This is a genomic window from Colwellia sp. TT2012, from assembly GCF_001440345.1.
In the GTDB taxonomy this organism is placed as follows: domain Bacteria; phylum Pseudomonadota; class Gammaproteobacteria; order Enterobacterales; family Alteromonadaceae; genus Colwellia.
This window is the reverse complement of record NZ_LJYX01000017.1, coordinates 64,849-83,616: the sequence shown is the minus strand read 5'-3', so window position 1 is coordinate 83,616 and position 18,768 is coordinate 64,849. Positions and strand designations below refer to the sequence as shown.

Annotated in this window: 14 protein-coding genes and 5 tRNA genes; 11 read left to right on the top strand and 8 right to left on the bottom strand. The window is 39.2% G+C overall.

All coding sequences use genetic code 11. The features are described from left to right. Window positions 1-103 precede the first annotated feature (103 nt). The gene (locus tag ASU03_RS10050; protein ID WP_057831708.1) at window positions 104-3,190 is read right to left on the bottom strand and encodes a collagenase; all 3,087 of its coding nucleotides are present in this window, start codon (window positions 3,188-3,190) and stop codon (window positions 104-106) included. A gap of 481 nt (window positions 3,191-3,671) precedes the next feature. Then, window positions 3,672-4,862 (bottom strand): class I SAM-dependent methyltransferase, encoded by a 1,191-nt coding sequence (locus tag ASU03_RS10045; protein ID WP_057831707.1) that lies wholly within the window; start codon window positions 4,860-4,862, stop codon window positions 3,672-3,674. 88 nt (window positions 4,863-4,950) lie between these two features. Here ASU03_RS10045 and ASU03_RS10040 point away from each other — a divergent pair, with 88 nt between their 5' ends. After that, window positions 4,951-5,280, top strand: coding sequence for an acylphosphatase (locus tag ASU03_RS10040; RefSeq protein ID WP_231731549.1), 330 nt, complete (start codon window positions 4,951-4,953; stop codon window positions 5,278-5,280). Window positions 5,281-5,321: 41 nt separating this feature from the next. On the opposite strand, the gene ASU03_RS10035 is transcribed toward ASU03_RS10040, so the two are convergent. The 4 genes from ASU03_RS10035 to ASU03_RS10020 all read right to left on the bottom strand — a co-directional run bounded on the left by ASU03_RS10035 (window position 5,322) and on the right by ASU03_RS10020 (window position 7,703). Beyond that, window positions 5,322-5,531, bottom strand: coding sequence for a DUF1653 domain-containing protein (locus tag ASU03_RS10035; RefSeq protein WP_057831706.1), 210 nt, complete (start codon window positions 5,529-5,531; stop codon window positions 5,322-5,324). Between the two features lie 36 nt (window positions 5,532-5,567). Continuing rightward, window positions 5,568-6,014: a hypothetical protein gene (locus tag ASU03_RS10030; protein ID WP_057831705.1), complete on the bottom strand. Its 447-nt coding sequence runs from the start codon at window positions 6,012-6,014 to the stop codon at window positions 5,568-5,570. 141 nt (window positions 6,015-6,155) lie between these two features. After that, complete coding sequence (gene cysK / locus ASU03_RS10025; RefSeq protein ID WP_057831704.1) at window positions 6,156-7,136, bottom strand: cysteine synthase A; 981 nt, start codon at window positions 7,134-7,136, stop codon at window positions 6,156-6,158. A gap of 132 nt (window positions 7,137-7,268) precedes the next feature. Then, window positions 7,269-7,703 carry an META domain-containing protein gene (locus ASU03_RS10020; RefSeq protein ID WP_057831703.1) on the bottom strand — a complete coding sequence of 145 codons (435 nt, stop codon included), beginning with the start codon at window positions 7,701-7,703 and terminating at the stop codon, window positions 7,269-7,271. Between the two features lie 313 nt (window positions 7,704-8,016). Between ASU03_RS10020 and ASU03_RS10015 the strand changes: the two genes are divergently transcribed. From ASU03_RS10015 to ASU03_RS09970, 10 genes are all read left to right on the top strand, one after another. Beyond that, window positions 8,017-8,751 (top strand): DUF599 domain-containing protein, encoded by a 735-nt coding sequence (locus ASU03_RS10015; protein ID WP_057831702.1) that lies wholly within the window; start codon window positions 8,017-8,019, stop codon window positions 8,749-8,751. After that, window positions 8,744-9,232 carry a DUF2919 family protein gene (locus tag ASU03_RS10010; RefSeq protein WP_057831701.1) on the top strand — a complete coding sequence of 163 codons (489 nt, stop codon included), beginning with the start codon at window positions 8,744-8,746 and terminating at the stop codon, window positions 9,230-9,232. Before ASU03_RS10015 ends, ASU03_RS10010 begins: the two co-directional genes overlap by 8 nt. A 34-nt stretch (window positions 9,233-9,266) precedes the next feature. Beyond that, a complete protein-coding gene (gene dnaQ / locus ASU03_RS10005; protein ID WP_082627239.1) occupies window positions 9,267-10,037 on the top strand; it encodes a DNA polymerase III subunit epsilon in 771 nt (256 codons plus the stop codon). Beyond that, a complete protein-coding gene (locus ASU03_RS10000) occupies window positions 10,028-11,389 on the top strand; it encodes a TIGR03503 family protein (RefSeq protein ID WP_057831700.1) in 1,362 nt (453 codons plus the stop codon). The genes dnaQ and ASU03_RS10000 overlap by 10 nt, the downstream gene beginning before the upstream one ends. A 348-nt stretch (window positions 11,390-11,737) precedes the next feature. Continuing rightward, window positions 11,738-11,814: transfer RNA gene (locus ASU03_RS09995), tRNA-Asp, on the top strand. Window positions 11,815-12,006: 192 nt separating this feature from the next. Further along, window positions 12,007-12,083, top strand: a tRNA-Asp gene (locus ASU03_RS09990). A 190-nt stretch (window positions 12,084-12,273) separates the two neighbouring features. Next, a tRNA-Asp gene (locus tag ASU03_RS09985) sits at window positions 12,274-12,350 on the top strand. Window positions 12,351-12,540: 190 nt separating this feature from the next. Continuing rightward, a tRNA-Asp gene (locus ASU03_RS09980) sits at window positions 12,541-12,617 on the top strand. 190 nt (window positions 12,618-12,807) lie between these two features. After that, window positions 12,808-12,884 (top strand) — tRNA-Asp (locus ASU03_RS09975). Between the two features lie 581 nt (window positions 12,885-13,465). After that, a complete protein-coding gene (locus ASU03_RS09970; RefSeq protein ID WP_057831699.1) occupies window positions 13,466-15,286 on the top strand; it encodes an acyl-CoA dehydrogenase C-terminal domain-containing protein in 1,821 nt (606 codons plus the stop codon). Between the two features lie 106 nt (window positions 15,287-15,392). Here ASU03_RS09970 and ASU03_RS09965 read toward each other — a convergent pair whose 3' ends face one another. Next, the gene (locus ASU03_RS09965) at window positions 15,393-16,067 is read right to left on the bottom strand and encodes a TetR/AcrR family transcriptional regulator (RefSeq protein WP_057831698.1); all 675 of its coding nucleotides are present in this window, start codon (window positions 16,065-16,067) and stop codon (window positions 15,393-15,395) included. A gap of 166 nt (window positions 16,068-16,233) precedes the next feature. Continuing rightward, on the bottom strand, window positions 16,234-18,663 hold the full coding sequence (fadE, locus tag ASU03_RS09960; RefSeq protein ID WP_082627238.1) for an acyl-CoA dehydrogenase FadE: 2,430 nt from the start codon (window positions 18,661-18,663) through the stop codon (window positions 16,234-16,236). Window positions 18,664-18,768 lie beyond the last annotated feature (105 nt).

The following is an 18,768-nucleotide window of genomic DNA, read 5'->3' as shown; positions in this document are numbered from 1 at the left end:
TTACTTTTTCCATTTCGATAAAAATAAAACCAGAGTAAACTCTGGTTTTATTTAGTCTTGCGGTTATTTTTTTATATTCACCGTTTGATTTATATTAATGGCCTTAACGACAACCGCTAGTATCAAAATCAATAACTAACGAAGCATTATTCGCCTCACCTGATACCTTAATATATCCCCAGTATTCCGACAGATTTGTTAAGTAAATACACTCACTATTACCTGAGTTATATGAAGCACCATGATGATTAACACCATTTGGCCAGCCCATATTACTAAACTCTATGCTTAAGTCTCCAGTACCATTACCGGTAGTGATAGCAATACTGCTATGACCACTAACATCGGCAATGGATAACCAACTAGTACTTATATTACCAAGACAAATGGCTTGTCCTGCTTGTACTTGACCACTTGACTGTGGCCCTTGCACAGCACACATATCAGCAACATTACTACCTGGCGTTGTTGAGGCACTAATATTAGCCGTTGTTGTCGCTGTTTCCGTTAAACCTTGATTATCGGTAATGCTCAAGGTTACTGGATAATTGTTTGCTGAAGTATAAGTATGACTTGGGTTTGCTAATGAGCTGCTCGCGCCATCACCAAAGTTCCAACTATATGAGGCAATTGCACCATCAGAATCATAGCTGCCGGCGCTACTAAAGCTAACCTCGACACCTTCATCCGCAACATACGGGCCATTGATGTAAACAACGGGCGCTCTATTTGGTGTTCCTTGACCTGTATCGAAGCTGGCCGTCAGGGTGACATTGACAAAGGCACTATACGCATTAACATTCATATACCAAGTCCCAGCAGCAGGAGCGGCAACTGTACATGTTTCATTATTACCCGCCAGGTAAGGACGACAATCATAGCTACTAGCCGATGGCGCTGTGCCTTGCTTAAGGAATAAGTCAGCGTCGCCACTGCCGCCATTAATACTTACCACTAAGTTTGTTGCGCCCACGGGAACATGAATATAATAACTGTCAGTGGTTTGATTAGTACTTGCGCTTAAGCCTGATTTTGAGCCACCGTTAGCAATTTCAAGACTGGGTCCAGAGGAAATAGTCACCGGTGCAGTTGCTGTACCAATAGCGCCTTTATCATCCGTTACCGTTAAGGTTACCCTATAGTTATTAGCCGTAGCGTAACTGTGGCTAGTGGTGCTACCTGTGCCCGTTGTACCATCACCAAAATCCCAACTATAACTGACGATAGAGCCATCTGAGTCTACTGAGCCGTTACTATCAAAGTTGATCACTTCATTCACTTGACCTGCATAGGGTCCATTCGCGTTGGCTGATGGTGCCGCGTTATTTGGTGTTGTGCCACCATCACTTTTCACGGTTTGTGTCCAGGTGGTAAATTCGTTACTGTAATTGCTAACCCAAGTATTTAAACGTGTTTTATAAGCAGTCCAGTTACCGGCGCGTGTTTCCGCAATCATGGCTTTAACTTCACTGAAATGGTTTTCAAACATAAAGCGCACCGCTAAATAACCCCAGCGGTAAATTCTATCCTGATCAAAACCATCATAAGTGGTTTCAAATATGGTACTTAGGGTATAAGTTGAGCCATCATGAATGGTATCAATTGCTGCTTGGTTATTATTTTGATTGGCAACGTATTCGGCCACACCTTCAGCCCACCAAACAACTTTTTCAGTCGGGGTGTTAAAGTTGCCAAACAAATCAAAACGCCCATCTAGGTAATGTACGTACTCGTGCTCTAAGTTCCAAACATAATGTGGCGCTTCAGCATAAGAGGCTTCATAGGCAACAAAGTTTGGGATATTACCGGCAACGGATGGGTCACCTTCTAAATACATACCACCATTATTGGTATTTATATCAAAGATAGGACCGGCATATTTACCATAGTCGGTGCTGCTATCGAAAATATTAATTTGCAATTGATTATTGGTATCACCAGGAATTGGCACATTGCCAGACTGTGTTTTGTTGTGGAAATAAGTTTCTTCAGCCCCTAACACGGAACAAGCGGATGATTGCTGTGCCGATGTTAGGTTTTGCGAGCGAATTTTAAGCGTTGAACTACAGGTATAAGTTTGTGCTAACGCTTTTGCTTCTAATTGCGTTTCATAACCACAAATACCGTAATCAGCACAGTTACCATAGTAAGTGGCGGTATCAGCAGCCCCTAACCAGACAGCATCGCCATTACCAAACATAACATAGTTAGCAAAAATGCTATTTAGACCGGAGTCCACAGTAGACTGAATGGCAGTGCCATACATCTTCATACGTCCTAATTCACGGGCCGCATTAGAGATAAGATATTCAGACTCACTGTTAAGCATCCAACTTTGTTGAGTAAAGTTATTTAAGCGACTTATTAACGTGGTGTCATTATTTACTAAGTTTTTAAAATTAGTATTGTATTGGCCGCGAAATAAAATAGTGAAGATACCATTAACGGCACTACGTATATTCCATTTATTGGCGTAACTTTGATTCCAGCGGCTTAACCATTCTTTAACAACAGGTAAATATATATCTTGTTGCTCAGAGCTATCCATAGTGATGATAACTTCAGCTAATGTTTTTCCATGGCCGTCGTTATCTTGGTAAAAGTTGGCATTGTTAACAAAAGCATCAATAGCACCTTTAACCGCAGGCTTTACCCAAGAGACAAACGTTACGCCATTATTGTAAAACTCGACATAATAGCCAGCGCGTAGATAAAGAAACATGGCTTCAATATCAACGTCACCACCACCGGCATACGATTGAGATAAGCTTTTTAAATGATTAGCCACTGAGTACATGTTGTCTGAGCTATAGGCACTTGTTTGAATGCTAGCTGAGGCGTTAAACAATTCATTAACACAATTCGGACCTTGAGCTTTAATTTCATTGATCAAGGTTGATGCGTTTGATGTAGCAAATGCATTAACGTTACAAGGCGCTGCGGCAGCGACTTGTAATGACATGGGCTGCATAGCTTGGCTATTTATACTTGTTAATGGGTTTGCCGTTGTTTGCTTATCCCTTTGGGGCGTAGGTGCTTTACTATCTAGGGTGTTTTCATGTGCATGACCACTGTGTAATTCGATGGTTGGCACGCTTGCTTGTTGGGGGGCTTGCGGTATGTGTGCCGCTTGTGCCGAGGCTATTGTTAGCAAAGTACAGCTAGCAATAAAGAGCTTGTTAAGCTTCATATTTATCTTCCTTTTTATTGTTAGTATTATTTTGTCTTCCATAAGTCATGAATTATTCATGTAAAAGCCACATCCATGAGGCAAATAAAATCTACCATATACTTTATACCGTATACAATATAAAAGTTGATCAAATTTTAAGCGCAAAGTTTATGCGAAGGATACTTTGACTGGATAATACTCGTTTGAAGTAAGGTTAATACTTAGCGGTTATATTGTTAACGTACTGTAAATTAACGGCAATATAAAGGAGGGATAAATATTATCGTCGTAATAATTGTTGGCAGAAATTGGCGGTTTTGGTGGGTTATTTGAAGAAAATAAAATTTTAATTTAGAAGCCATTAAAGCTGAAGTTTGTGTAATATAACGTTAGCTATTGAATTCTAATAGTTAACCTGAACTCTGGATAATGGCTTATTTTTATTGAGATGGCCATCCATAGCCATCACTAAAATGAGATGTTTTTGCTGATATGTTAACTACTCAACCTGGCAAACTAAACCTTTTAAATAATACCCTTCAGGGTAATTAGATGAAATAGGGTGATCTGCAGCTTGTTGTAACCGCTCGACAAAATAAACTTTTCTTTTGGCATCTAATGCGGCATCGGCAACTACTTTTTGAAATAAACTTGCATCGAGTAAGCCTGAGCACGAAAATGTCAGCAATATGCCATTAGGGTTTAATAACTGCATAGCAATCATGTTGATGTCTTTATAACCACGACAAGCGCCCGTTAACTGTGCTTTTGATTCAACAAATTTAGGCGGGTCAAGGATAATCATATCAAAGCGACGTTTTTCTTCGCGGTATTTTCGTAATAACTTAAAAACATCATCTTTAACAAAAGAAACGTTGGCGTCAGTCAAACCATTTAAGGCCAGGTTACGTTTACCCATATCAAGAGCCGCTTGCGACACATCGACATTAATGACTTCTTTGGCATTGTTCGCCGCGCAATGTAATGCAAAACTACTGGTATAGGAAAAACAATTTAAAATAGTTTTTCCTTTGGCAAACTTACCCGCAGTAAGTCGAGAGTCTCGTTGGTCGAGATAAAAACCGGTTTTGTGGCCAGTAGCGATATCAACGTAAATTTTGATACCGTGCTCTTCAATAATACATTCGGTTGACTCTTGTGGCTCGGTTAACCAACCGGTTACCGGCTCTAAGCCTTCTTTCTTACGGACATCAACATCAGAGCGCTCATAGATATGACAATTAGGATAAAGCTCGGTTAAACAGCTAACTAGGGTGTAGCGATGATAATCTGCGCCGGCGCTAAGTAACTGACAAACTATAAAGTTATCATATTTATCAATAGTGACGCCAGGTAGACCATCGGACTCACCAGCAATCAAGCGATAGCCAGTTAATTTTCCCTGAGCGATAAACCAATCACGCCTAAGTTGCGCCTTTTGTAATTTGTTCAAGAAAAAATCACGATCAATTTCTTCATTCTCATCAAAGCTCCAGACTCTGATCCTAATTTGAGATTCAGGTGAATAAGCACCTTTAGCTAACCAGTTACCTTTACTATCGAATACATCAACAGTATCCCCAAGCAGAGGTTTACCTTTGATTTTATTGATTGCTTTCGAAAAAATCCACGGGTGTTTACGTAATAAAGATTTTTCACGACCAACATTTAAAGAAATTCTTGCTGACATAGGTCTATACTTATTTTTAATGAATAAAATACCTAGTGTGAAACTAGGTTTTATTCGGTGAAAGAGATATTTGTGCCGATTTTAGACAATGACAGTCCCAGGTGCAAACTTTACTGATAATAATAGTGATTTAATAAGAGAAATAGGTATGAATGTTAGTTATATTGCGCATATTTCCGGTCAGGTGCAAGGGGTTTATTTTAGAGCCTCATCTCAGCAACAAGCTATTGAATATAGCTTAAGTGGCTATGCGCGTAATTTAGCCGATGGTGATGTCGAAGTGCTACTTTGTGGTGAACAGGTTAATATTGACAAAATGCTAGTATGGTTGGCCCATGGCCCAGATCAAGCAAAAGTGACCGAGATACAGCATAAAAAAGTGCCATGGCAAGAACATAATTTTTTTTCTATTGGATAAATCCGCTATTAAGAATAATTATATTGATAACGGTAAAAATGTTACGGCTTAATAAAGCTAAAACGCTTTAGCATTTTACCGCCTCGCTCGATCGTTTCATCAAACATAGTTAAAGGGCGCAGCCATATATCTTCTTTATTATCAGTAGGGTGGTAAACCACCATATATTCTTCGGTTTCACTATGTCGCCCAATATGAAGCACTTGGTAGTAGTTGCCTTTAAAGTGTTGGTAGGTACCTATTTTTAACATTATTTTATCTTATTGGTAATTATTGCAGAGGAGGTGTTAAAACGGGTCTTTTAATATTTTATCAATAAACCACTTGCCGTCACGCTGGACAATCGCGAGGCGTTTAACGTCTTTAATCCGGTTTTCTTGGTAATAGCCATCAAAATATACGGTAATTCTAGCACTATCTTTAAATTGTTCTCTCACTTTTACCCCTGAGCTATCGGGCTTAATTGCAACTTTATCGTATGACATATTAAACAAGTGACGGGCTACCGCTTGAGGTGAGCGATAATGGAGAATAAGTCGGGCTAACTTAGGATTACAAACCGAAGCCGCTTTTTCAATATTTTTTTCATTATAAAGCGCATCAAAAAACGCAATGGCAACAAGTTCTGGGTCATCAACCGAGGTGATTTTTTTTGAGTCATTGTTATCACAAGCAGTTAATAAAAAGATTGAGCTTAATAACAAAGCAGAGATAAGGGGTTTTAGATAGTGCATTAAAAGTAAGTCAAAGTAAAAGCATCATGCTTAATACTAACGTAATTACTTCGTTAAAGTGAAGTGAAATATCTAGGTGAATGGTTAAAAAGAAAAGGCACCGAAGTGCCTTTAGTCAACATTAAGTACATTTAGTATTGTTTATTGAACAAGTTCTTTATCGCTAAAACTGTCACTAAAAAGCGCACTTGATAAATAACGTTCCGCAGAGCTTGGTAAAATAACGACAATATTTTTCCCTTTATTTTCAGGGCGTTCAGCTATACGTTTCGCAGCAACAACTGCGGCGCCTGATGAAATACCGGCAAGAATACCTTCTTCTTTCATTAAACGGTGTGTCATAGCAAAAGCATCCTCATTTGAAACCAGTTCAACGGCATCAACCATTTCAAGATCTAAGTTACCAGGAATAAAGCCGGCACCTATACCTTGAATTTTATGAGGGCCTGGTGTTAACTCTTCACCCGCAAGTGCTTGAGTGATGACAGGGGAGTCAACCGGCTCAACTGCAACCGTAGTAATAGCTTTACCTTTGGTTAGTTTAATATAGCGACTTGTACCGGTAAGGGTACCACCAGTACCAACACCAGAAACAAAGATATCTATATTACCCTCAGTATCCTTCCATATTTCTGGTCCAGTGGTTTCTTCATGAATCTTGGGGTTCGCTGGATTGTCAAACTGACCTAATAATACATATTTTTCTGGATCAGAATCTTTGATCTCTTGGGCTTTAGCAATTGCGCCACCCATACCTTTGGCGCCGTCAGTAAGTTCAACTTTTGCACCTAACGCAGTCAGTAATTTACGACGTTCTAAGCTCATGGTGCTAGGCATGGTTAAGGTAATAGCGTAGCCACGCGCTGCAGCAACAAACGCTAATGCGATACCGGTATTACCACTTGTTGGCTCAACAATTTCTTTTCCTGGGCCTAATAAACCTTTTTCTTCAGCATCCCACACCATACTCGCGCCGATACGGCACTTAACGCTGAAGCTTGGATTTCTAGCTTCTATTTTAGCGTAAACATTTGCGCCATTTTCAGCATTAATCACTCGATTTAGCTTCACCAGAGGTGTGTTACCTATGGTGGTGGTGTTGTCTTTGAAAATTTTAGACATATTGGATCCTGTGAATTAGTTATATTAACTGAGTAAGAGTAGCTTTTTGTTATAAAAAAAGAAGTGATATTTTGTTATAACTTATATTCCTATATAGCAAAAAAGTATAGGCAGCTTGTTTTTTGATATTAATTAAGTGCTAGGCTCAGGCTTTGCTCTTTTTGCTTTTATTTGTAAGCTGCCTTGTTGGTCGTACATTGATAGCTCACCATTATGTAATTGAAAGCGTTTTACTTTAGCAAGTGCTTGTAATAATCGAGACTCTTGTGCCATTAACCCCGGTGCACACATTTTCCGAGTCGTGGCTATAGGCCCAATGTTTAGCGAGTTGTTCTGTAAGCTATAGCGTGATGATATATTATTACACGATGCAGAACCGCTTAACCGGTTTTTTTGATCAAAGTTTAAGCGAGCAATATTTTTAATCAGAACAGCTTTATCTTGGATTGACTCAACGAGCCAGCTGCCAGGTAATTTTTCTTGAATAGGCACGGCAGGGGAGTTATTACAAGCAGACAGTGTGATTGTAATAGCCACTAATAAGGCCAGTCGTTTAATATTTATCATAGAAATTCCTTGCTTGCGTTATACGTACTTCAAGGCCAAAACGCGGTGAATTATAATAACGGTATTGTTATTATAATATATATATAATTCAATTGCTTAGTGAGTTCGTCATAAAAACTAAATAAGTAACTTACTTTTTAAGGCGCAATTTTTATGCAGGATAACACTTTTATTCGGTATTTATTAGCCGGCCAAATTACTTGTAGTAATCAAAAATACCTTTTTATCTATTAAATGAAGTTGTTGGTCAATAAAATTTGTTGGCGTATAATCATATTTTTATTATCCCTGTTACGTATTAAGGAATGGACTTTTGCCTTTTACCCTAATCGATATTTTAGCGTTATCTGTATTTATTGCCTCTTGGTATGGTTATACCGTATTTGCACGAAAAAAGGCGAAAAATACAGATTGTATCGCAAGATCTTTACATCAACACCGAATTCATTGGATGTATGAAGTTATTTCCCGTGAAATCAGAGTATCAGAAGCGGCTTTACTCGCCAACTTGGAACGTAATATTGCTTTTTTTGCTTCTAGCACCTTGTTAATTCTGGCCGGTATTTTTACTTTATTTGCCAAAGTCGATACCTTGGAGCAGGTTATTTCATCATTACCTTTTGCCGCTGATGTTCACCACTTAGCAATACAATTAAAACTCAGTTTATTAGCCTTTATATTTGTTATTTCTTTTTTTCAGTTTACTTGGTCTATGCGCCAATACGGCTTTTTGAATGTGATGATAGGGGCGACGCCCTATCAAAAGTCGGGTAAAAATGAGAATTTACTGGCTTATGCAAAGCAAATGGCAATAGTACAAGATCAAGCCGCCCATTCTTATAACTATGGCTTGCGGTCGTATTACTTTGCCTTAGCGGCAATATGTTGGTTTTTTCACCCGTTTTTATTTGCCTTGATGAGTTTATGGGTCGTTTACACCTTATATACCCGTGAATTTAATTCTAAAGCCGTTAAAGCCATTACTACCGCTCAACATTTGTTACATAAAGAGCGTCAATTGAAAAATAAGCAAACACCAGGTGCCTAAAAAATATCAACAGTATTCTATTGAAGATTTTGATAAGTTTGACTGCTTAAAGTTATCTAAACGTTTTTATCTGGTATTGCTGTTTGTTTTACGTGGTTATCTCGTTTGGCTTATGTCGGTAACTAATATGAAAGATAGGGTATCAACCATGCAGTGGGTTTATCCAGACACCAATGTATTTTTGTTAAGCCTACTCTCTGGCGTCATTGGTTTATTTGTGGTCCTGATTATTAGTCTACGTCGCCCCAATGCGCCAAAGTGGGTAAAAATGCTTTGGCCTTATTGCCGAGCATTGTTGATAGTGGCGTTAATTTTTGACTTTACCATTAACCTGATTAGTTTTTTTTACTGGCAATTGACCTCAATGCCATGGTTAATATGCCAAGCATTGATTGTCTTTACTTTAATTACTCTATGCTTTACCAGTAAACGTATGCAAATTAATTTAATTGAATTTCCTCAAACACTACCCGATAAATAGTCATCGAATTATACATTTAATATAAGGTTCGCAAGTGAATAATAACCCCGATCAGAACATTTCAGACAAAGACCAGCGCTTAATCATTTTGGATACTGAAACTACGGGTATCAACCCCAGAGATGGGCACAGAATTGTAGAAATTGGTTGTGTTGAAATGGTGAACCGTCAATTAACAGGTCGAACCTATCATGCCTATGTAAAACCCCTTGATCATCGTGGTCAGGTATTTGAGATGGATCAAGAGGTTATTAATATTCATGGTTTAACCAATGAATTCCTTAATGACAAACCTATTTTTTCCCAAGTTATTCATGAATTTATTGATTTTATCCGTGGTGCAGAGTTGGTTATACATAATGCAAAATTTGATGTTGGCTTTATGGACCATGAATTTTCATTGTTTAATGCCAGAGCGCGGAGCCAAGATAAAGTACCGATGACTACAGAGTTATGTACCATTACCGATACCTTGAAACTATCAAAAGATGAATTAGGCTCCCCAAAAACCTTAGATTATTTAGCACGATTTTATCGAGTTGATAAATTAATAGACCGTACTTATCACGGGGCATTAATTGATGCGCAACTACTTGCTTTTGTCTATATTGAAATGACACGCAAGCAGTCTAGTTTAAACTTGTCGATAGGTGACGGCAGTAATGCTGACGCGAATGCTATCAGGCGTTTATCAGCCACACGTAATAAATTAAAGGTTATAACGGCTTCGGCCGATGAATTAGATGCACATGCAGATCGTATTGCTGTAATCGCGACAAAAGGAGGAGAGCCACTTTGGAAATAAATAAGCATTATTGTGTTAATCCTAAAAAAAATAAAGTAGCAAGCTGGTCTGCTGTTTTTATTTTTGTGGTTGCCTCCTTTAGTGCTGAGGCTTTCATGACGAGTGATATAGAAAAAAACAAAAAAGAAGGTAAGCTTAATAAAACGAAAGTTGAATATTATCAAAATGATAATATAACTAATCAGGTACCCTATTTTGATAATCGTTTTCGTCTAGATGCAAACTTAGATGAAATAACGTTAATTTTTTATCGTAAAAGTGGCAGTAAACCTATTATTCTTATTAGACCTGATGGCAGTAAAATAAGGGTTAATGAATTTGATCATAAAAAAGTACAATGGTTTGATGACCGGACTTTTGACATGATTAAAATAAAAAACCCGATGCCAGGGCCTTGGCAAGCCGTAGGCGATATCTTACCTCATAGTCAAATACTGGTTGTTTCCGATATTAAAATTGCCGTAGAGCCATTACCCGAAATTGCGTTTTCAGGAGAGACCCTTAAAGTAGTAGGGCGCTTATTTAATGGTGACGAGGCAATAGATAGCCCCCATTTTAAAAATGTTGTTAAATTAGATGTTAATTTTTACAGCACTAATAACTCCGCTTATGAAAACTTTGGTGCAGATGCCATTAAAGTGACTTCCTTTCGTGATGACGGTTATGGTTTAGATGAATATGCTAATGACAATATCTTTACCGGTGAGTTTATCCTAGATTTTGCTCCAGGAGAATGGCAACCAGTTTACTTGGTCAAATTACCCATGGTAACGCGAGAGCTAAGACAATCGACTATATTATTACAAAAAACACCGGTAGCAGTGAGTGTGGTTAAATCACAAGTCACTGATAAACCTCACCAGATACTGCTTACTATAGACCCTAGTTATGTTGACCCTAATAGTCTTATCTTTCAGGGGGAGTTTACTTTTCCTGACCGTCAAGTTGAACCTTTTTCAATTATGGAGAGTCATGGCGAGACAAGAAGTACAACTATGGCCAATACCGAGCCCGGTCTTTATCGTATCAATGTCAGTGCTTTTGGTAAAACAATTACTGGGCGAGAATTTCGCTTAGTGTTGCCAGAGTACACTTTTAATGTTGAAGCTACTAACCAGCTGATCGCTAGTGCTAGTGTTGAAGCCAATTCGGGACGCGCTGATACTATTACAGTAGATTTGTTAGCTAAAACAGCACAAGAAAAAGAGCTGGCTTTATTAAACCAGCAACAAGCGCAAAATAAGCAAGACCAAGAAACTATATTACTCATTGTCGCTGGCAATGGGGTAATTATACTTATTGCGGTGGTATTATTTTTTTCTTTACGTAGAAAGAAAGCAAAAACTAAGTAAAGCTAAGACGATTTTTAATTTATCCTGGCTATAGTGACGGATATGCTTTGATTTTCAGCAGATTGCTCGTCAAATACACATGCAGTCAATTTTATTAAAAAAGTGGTTGACTGCACCGCGCCATAACCGTATTATCTCGCCGCATTCAACGACATGTTGTTGAGTGCGGCTATAGCTTGTAATGATTGATTAAGGTCAGTTGAGTAAGCTATAGCAAAAGATAGCAGCGTAGTAGCTCAGTCGGTTAACTTTTATTAGGAAAACGGCCTGTTACGACCAGTGATCTTTTACCGGTTTTGAGTACCGTTCACTTCCCCTAGTGAAAAACTCAAGATAAACAAGATATGCGGAGTGGTAGTTCAGTTGGTTAGAATACCGGCCTGTCACGCCGGGGGTCGCGGGTTCGAGTCCCGTCCACTCCGCCAATTTTGTTTGAAATCATCATAGTTGATGCGAAAGGAATTTCGTTAAATATTCAACGTAAACAAGATACGCGGAGTGGTAGTTCAGTTGGTTAGCTTTTTAGTAAGATAAGCGACCTGTCACACCGGATGTCTTTCGCGGGTTCGAGTCCCGTTCACTTACCCTGGTGATAAACTCGAGATAACAAGATACGCGGAGTGGTAGTTCAGTTGGTTAGAATACCGGCCTGTCACGCCGGGGGTCGCGGGTTCGAGTCCCGTCCACTCCGCCAATTTTGTTGTAATCATCATAGTTGATGCGAAAGGAATTTCGTTAAACATTCAACGTAAACAAGATACGCGGAGTGGTAGTTCAGTTGGTTAGCTTTTTATAAGATAAGCGGCCTGTCACACCGGATGTCTTTCGCGGGTTCGAGTCCCGTTCACTTACCCTGGTGATAAACTCGAGATAACAAGATATGCGGAGTGGTAGTTCAGTTGGTTAGAATACCGGCCTGTCACGCCGGGGGTCGCGGGTTCGAGTCCCGTCCACTCCGCCAATTTTGTTGTAATCATCATAGTTGATGCGAAAGGAATTTCGTTAAACATTCAACGTAAACAAGATACGCGGAGTGGTAGTTCAGTTGGTTAGCTTTTTATAAGATAAGCGGCCTGTCACACCGGATGTCTTTCGCGGGTTCGAGTCCCGTTCACTTACCCTGGTGATAAACTCGAGATAACAAGATATGCGGAGTGGTAGTTCAGTTGGTTAGAATACCGGCCTGTCACGCCGGGGGTCGCGGGTTCGAGTCCCGTCCACTCCGCCAATTTTGTTGTAATCATCATAGTTGATGCGAAAGGAATTTCGTTAAACATTCAACGTAAACAAGATACGCGGAGTGGTAGTTCAGTTGGTTAGCTTTTTATAAGATAAGCGGCCTGTCACACCGGATGTCTTTCGCGGGTTCGAGTCCCGTTCACTTACCCTGGTGATAAACTCGAGATAACAAGATATGCGGAGTGGTAGTTCAGTTGGTTAGAATACCGGCCTGTCACGCCGGGGGTCGCGGGTTCGAGTCCCGTCCACTCCGCCAATTTTGTTGTAATCATCATAGCTGATGCGAAGGGAATTTCGTTAAACATTTAAAGTAAACAAGATACGCAGAGTGGTAGTTCAGTTGGTTATCTTCTTATAAGGTCGGCGGTCTGTCACACCAAAGGGTTCTTCTCAGCTTCTAGTCCCGTCCACTCCGCCAGTTTTGTTGATCATCTAGAATATCCCCCCTTGATATAAACACCCAGTTAAACACCCAATTAAACATAGAATATCTCCTGCAACGGAATAACATCCCATATTTTCCTTCTATAGCATTAACTAGCCGCAGCTTTATTTTAAATAATTACAAAAAATAATTGATTATCAATTGCTTACCTTGTTATTTTTATTTTAATTTGCACTTAATTTCTTCATCTTTATATTTGATTTTTATAGCGCTTTACCTAGTTAACCCTAGGTTTATTCTTTTATATAGCGGGTTATTCTGCTGGCAAATATTTGTTGTCTATTGTCATTATTAATAAATAAACTAAAAAAAGCTTGAATTAGTGGTACGACCAGTGCTTTAATCTAGCTATAAAATTATAAATAGTTCACTAAAGTTGTCGGAGAAAGCTAATGCTAACTTATAAAGCACCCATAGCAGATATTAAATTTTTGCTTGAAGACGTATTCAATTATTATGATCATTATAAAAAATACGAAGAATTTGAAGAAGCTACGCCTGACTTAGTGGATGCTATTCTGCAAGAATGTGCAAAGTTTTGTGAAAATGAGTTACTGCCTTTGTATCAAAGTGGTGATAAAGAAGGTTGCCACTATGATAACGGCAAGGTAACAACACCTAAAGGCTTTAAAGCCGCTTATCAACAGTACATTGATGGCGGCTGGTCTTCGTTATCGCATTCCTTGGAATATGGTGGACAAGGTTTACCACCTTCTTTAGGCATGGTGCAATCAGAACTGACAGGCACGGCCAACTGGTCTTGGGCAATGTACCCAGGCCTTAGCCATGGTGCCATGAATACTATTACTACTCATGGTAATGATAAGCAAAAAGAGTTGTATTTAACGCGTTTAATTCAGGGTACTTGGACAGGTACCATGTGTTTAACCGAGGCACAATGTGGTACTGATTTAGGGCAAGTGACCACGAAAGCCGAGCCAAATGGTGATGGCACTTACAATATCACCGGCACTAAAATATTTATTTCTGCAGGTGATCATGACTTGACGGATAATATTATCCATATCGTCCTAGCAAGATTACCAGACGCGCCAAAAGGCACTCGTGGCATTTCCTTATTTATTGTACCAAAAATAAAAACGGATCAGGATGGTACCCTAGGTGAGGCAAATAATGTTACTTGTGGCTCAATAGAAGACAAAATGGGTATTAAAGCTTCTGCGACAGCGGTTATTAATTTTGACAATGCCGTTGGTACGCTAATAGGCCCAGAAAATAAAGGTTTGGAATGTATGTTCACCTTTATGAATACTGCGCGTATCGGTACAGCGTTACAAGGCGTTTGTGCCGCAGAGCTAGCTTTTCAAAACTCATTAATTTATGCCAAAGAACGTTTATCTATGCGTTCTTTAACAGGAAAAAAATATCCTGATCAAGTTGCTGACCCTATTATCGTTCATCCTGATGTGCGTAAGATGCTGATGACACAAAAAGTGATTTCTGAAGGCGGCAGGGCAATGATTTATTATACCGCTAAAATTGTTGATGATATTTCTATGGCAAAAACCGAAGCAGAGCGTCAAGCAGCAGATGATCGTTTAGGTTTTATCACGCCTATCTTAAAAGCTTTTTTAACTGAACTTGGCACTGAAAGTGCCAATCATGGTTTACAAATATTTGGTGGCCACGGTTATATTAAAGAGTGGGGCATGGAGCAAATAGTACGTGACGTAAGAATTTCTACGCTTTATGAAGGCACCACAGGTATTCAGGCACTCGATTTATTAGGTCGTAAAATATTAATGACTCGTGGTAAGTCTTTAAATGATTTCTCTAAAGAGGTCCTTGGCTTTTGTAAAAACAAAAGTTTAATTTCAAGTAATCCACATAAACGTCAAATGAATCGCTTTATCTGGCCATTGGGCAAGGCTATCGCTAACTGGCAACAGTATTCAATACGCTTAGCACTCAAGGCTAAATCGAATCGTGATATTGTTGGCTCAGCATCAGTCGACTTCTTGATGTATTCTGGCTATATCGTCATGGCTTATTTTTGGGCTCAAATGGCGCAATCTGCCTATGAAAAATTAGCTGGAGATGTTGAAAATCGTGACTTCTACCGAGCAAAAATCAAATCAGCTGAGTTTTATTTTGAGAGAATGTTACCTAGAACTAAGTCTTTAGCTAAAACTATGATGACAGATCCAAAAAGCATAATGCAACTTGATCAAGAATTGATGTCGTTTCTTTAATTCATAACTAAAGCAAACTAAACTAAGTATTAGTCTTTAGTACAAATAAAAAGGCCCCGTAACTATATATAATAGTTACGGGGCCTTTTTATTAACTATTTATCCATTATCTTAGTGACATAATCCAAGCAATAATCCTGCGTGTTGTCTGTGCAATTAACTCGCTATCAATATTTACTTGCATGGCAAGCTGACTATATTGCAGTTGAGAGAAAACCGTGTACATTATTCTAGCATCGAGCTCAGGATTCACTTTGTTAAAAAATCGACATAGCTGCTCGTAAGGTACTAACTGAGCTAATTCATGTTCTTGGGCAAGCAAGCGTAACTCTGGTGTTACTTGAATCTCGGTTAACATTAATTGTTCGACAGCAAGTGATATAGCTTGGTGTTTGATGTTGTCAATTAAATGCTGAGATGTCATTTCACTCAATTGTAGACACAATGCTTCCTTAACTGCCGTCTTTCTTAGTTCTTTCTTCTCTATTTTAGTAATAAGGATAACAGCGCCAGCTAAGTTTGTATCAGCACGCGAGGTGATATGTTCTGCATTCAATTTAAAAGCTTGATTAATAAGTTCTTGAATATCTTTAAAATAATAAGTCGTTAAAGAAAGTTGTAGTTGTGCATGGCTGGCAATCGCACGGTGGGTAGTGCCTTTTATACCATTGAGCGCTAAAACATCAATCGCAGCAATCAGAATTTTCTCGCGTGTTCTTTGCCCTTTTGAGCGACGTTTTACTGGCATGTTCGTCTGTTGTTCAGTCTGTTCTTGGGGCATTATCTCTTTTACGGGCATGTTCAGCTCAGTTAAAGTATTAGTTTTATCATTACATTTACCTTATGTTAACATCGTTTCTTGCTTCTGATAATATTTAAAAGGCACTTTATATATCCATACAACAAATTAACACAGTTACTAAGGTGGATTTTAGTGCATTATTTTTCTAAATGTTGGGCTTAAATGCGGATAATTCTTTGCTATCAAAGTCGTCTACCGCAATAACCCACTGACGGCCCGTCTCTGCAGTTGTTAATACCTCTGCTTCATCTTTAGAAATAATGTTTTCAGACAGACCAAGCTCGGCTACTTTATCTAGTTGATAAAATGGTAATGTTTTATTTAAAGCACGACAGATTTTTTCATGAATTGCCTCACATTTGATAATATCCTCAAGTACTTGTTCCAATTTACCAAAAATATTATTGCCATCGCGGGTTAAATATTGCCCTTGACCTAAACGAGTACGACTTGCACCAGGTGTTTGTAGTATTCTTGCGACCTTTTGCGCTATTTCATCACTTGGTTTTTTCAGCCACATACCTAGAGGGAATATTATCAGCCGTAAAAGTTTTGCCACAACCTTGTTCGGAAAATTATTAATAAGCTCGTCAATGGCATGTTGCATACTATAGAGACAATCTTCAACGGCATGCTGAACAAATGGCAGATCAGCAGTTTTTCGGCCCTCATCATTGTATCGTTTTAAGGTGGCACTCGCTAAATATAGCTGACTAAGTACATCTCCTAACCGCGCAGAAATACGTTCTTTACGTTTTAGCTCAGCACCCAGTATAAGCATGGAAATATCCGAAAGCATCGCTAAGTTGGCGCTAAAGCGAGTAAGTAATTGATAGTAACGGTGAGTTTCGTCATTAAATGGGCTATTCAAGAAGCGTGAACCGGTAATTGAGCACCATAAACTACGGCTAATATTACTGATACTAAAACCTATATGTCCAAAAAGTGCATGATCAAAGTCATTAAGAGCTTGTTCACTATCACTATTATTGGCAGCTTCTAACTCTGCCAGCACATAGGGATGACAACGAATGGCGCCTTGACCGTAAATAATCAGACTGCGGGTTAAAATATTAGCTCCTTCAACAGTGACGGCGATAGGTGCACCTTGATAGCCGCGTGCTAAATAGTTGTTCGGCCCCAGGCAAATACCTTTACCACCATGAATATCCATGGCATCGATAATGGACGATCGCATCTTTTCGGTCAGGTGATATTTGGCTATGGCTGAAATAACAGACGGTTTTTCGCCCAGATCTATGGCTCCGGTTGACATCGTTGTGACGGCATCCATGAGATAGGCATTTGCGCCTATGCGAGCAAGTGGCTCTTCAATACCCTCCATTTTACCAATAGGCATTTTAAATTGTCGCCTTATCCTGCTATAGGCTCCAGTAGCCAAGGCCACGGTTTTAATACCACCGGCACTATTTGACGGTAAGGTTATAGCACGACCTACTGAGAGGCATTCAACCACCATACGCCAGCCTTGTCCAGCCATGGCAGAGCCACCAATGATAAAGTCAAGTGGCACAAAAACATCAGTACCTTGTGTTGGACCATTTTGAAAGGGAATATTTAAAGGGAAATGTCTACGGCCAATAATAATATTAGGTAAATTGGTTGGGATAAGGGCACAGGTGATCCCCCATTCTTTTTTATCTGAGAGCAGTTGCTCTGGGTCTTGTAATTTAAATGCTAAGCCTAACACTGTCGCAATAGGCGCTAAGGTGATATAGCGTTTATCCCAGGTGAGTTTCATACCTAACACATCTTTGCCTTCAAACTGGCCATGACAAATAATGCCGTAATCTGGAATAGATCCAGCATCAGAGCCAGCTTCTGGGCTGGTCAGGGCAAAACAAGGGATTTCTTCACCTGAGGCTAAACGTGGTAAGTAATAGTCTTGTTGCTCTTTAGTACCATATTCTTGTAATAATTCACCTGGCCCTAATGAGTTCGGAACTCCTACAGTACTGGCAAGCACGGAACTTACACCAGTAAGTTTTTGTAAGACACGAGATTGGGCAAAAGCGGAGAACTCTAGGCCGCCATATTGTTTTTTAATTATCATGGCAAAAAATTTATTTTCTTTCAAAAATTGCCATATCTCTGGTGGTAGATCGGCAATTTCATGAGTAATATGCCAATCGTTAACCATGGCGCAAACCTGCTCAACAGGTCCATCGATGAATGCTTGCTCTTGGGTGCTCAGTCGAGGTCGAGGGTAATTATGTAATTTTTCCCAATCAGGGTCACCGCGAAATAAATCAGCATCAAACCATGTGGTGCCTGCATCAATGGCTTCTTGTTCTGTTGATGACATTCGTGGCATTATTTTTTTGAAAAGAGCCAACAAGGGCATACTAATAAACTGTTGGCGGATATTATCTATATTCAGTGGTAGTGCGATTACAGCAAAGAGTAACCAAGAGACAATACCTATTATGTTGAAAAAAGACCCTAAGGCCATCAATGCGGCAAAGGCTAAGGTAAAACTAGATAATGTTGTTCTCGCATAGCTCATAAACCAAGTAAGCGAAAATGCGACAAATAACCAAATAATAATATCCACAAGGAATCCCTTTTAGTGTTTTTTGATGTGATGCTTAATATAAGAAAAAGTATTTGAATTTAAAATAAATTTTTGTCAATGATACACTCTATTTATAGAATAAAT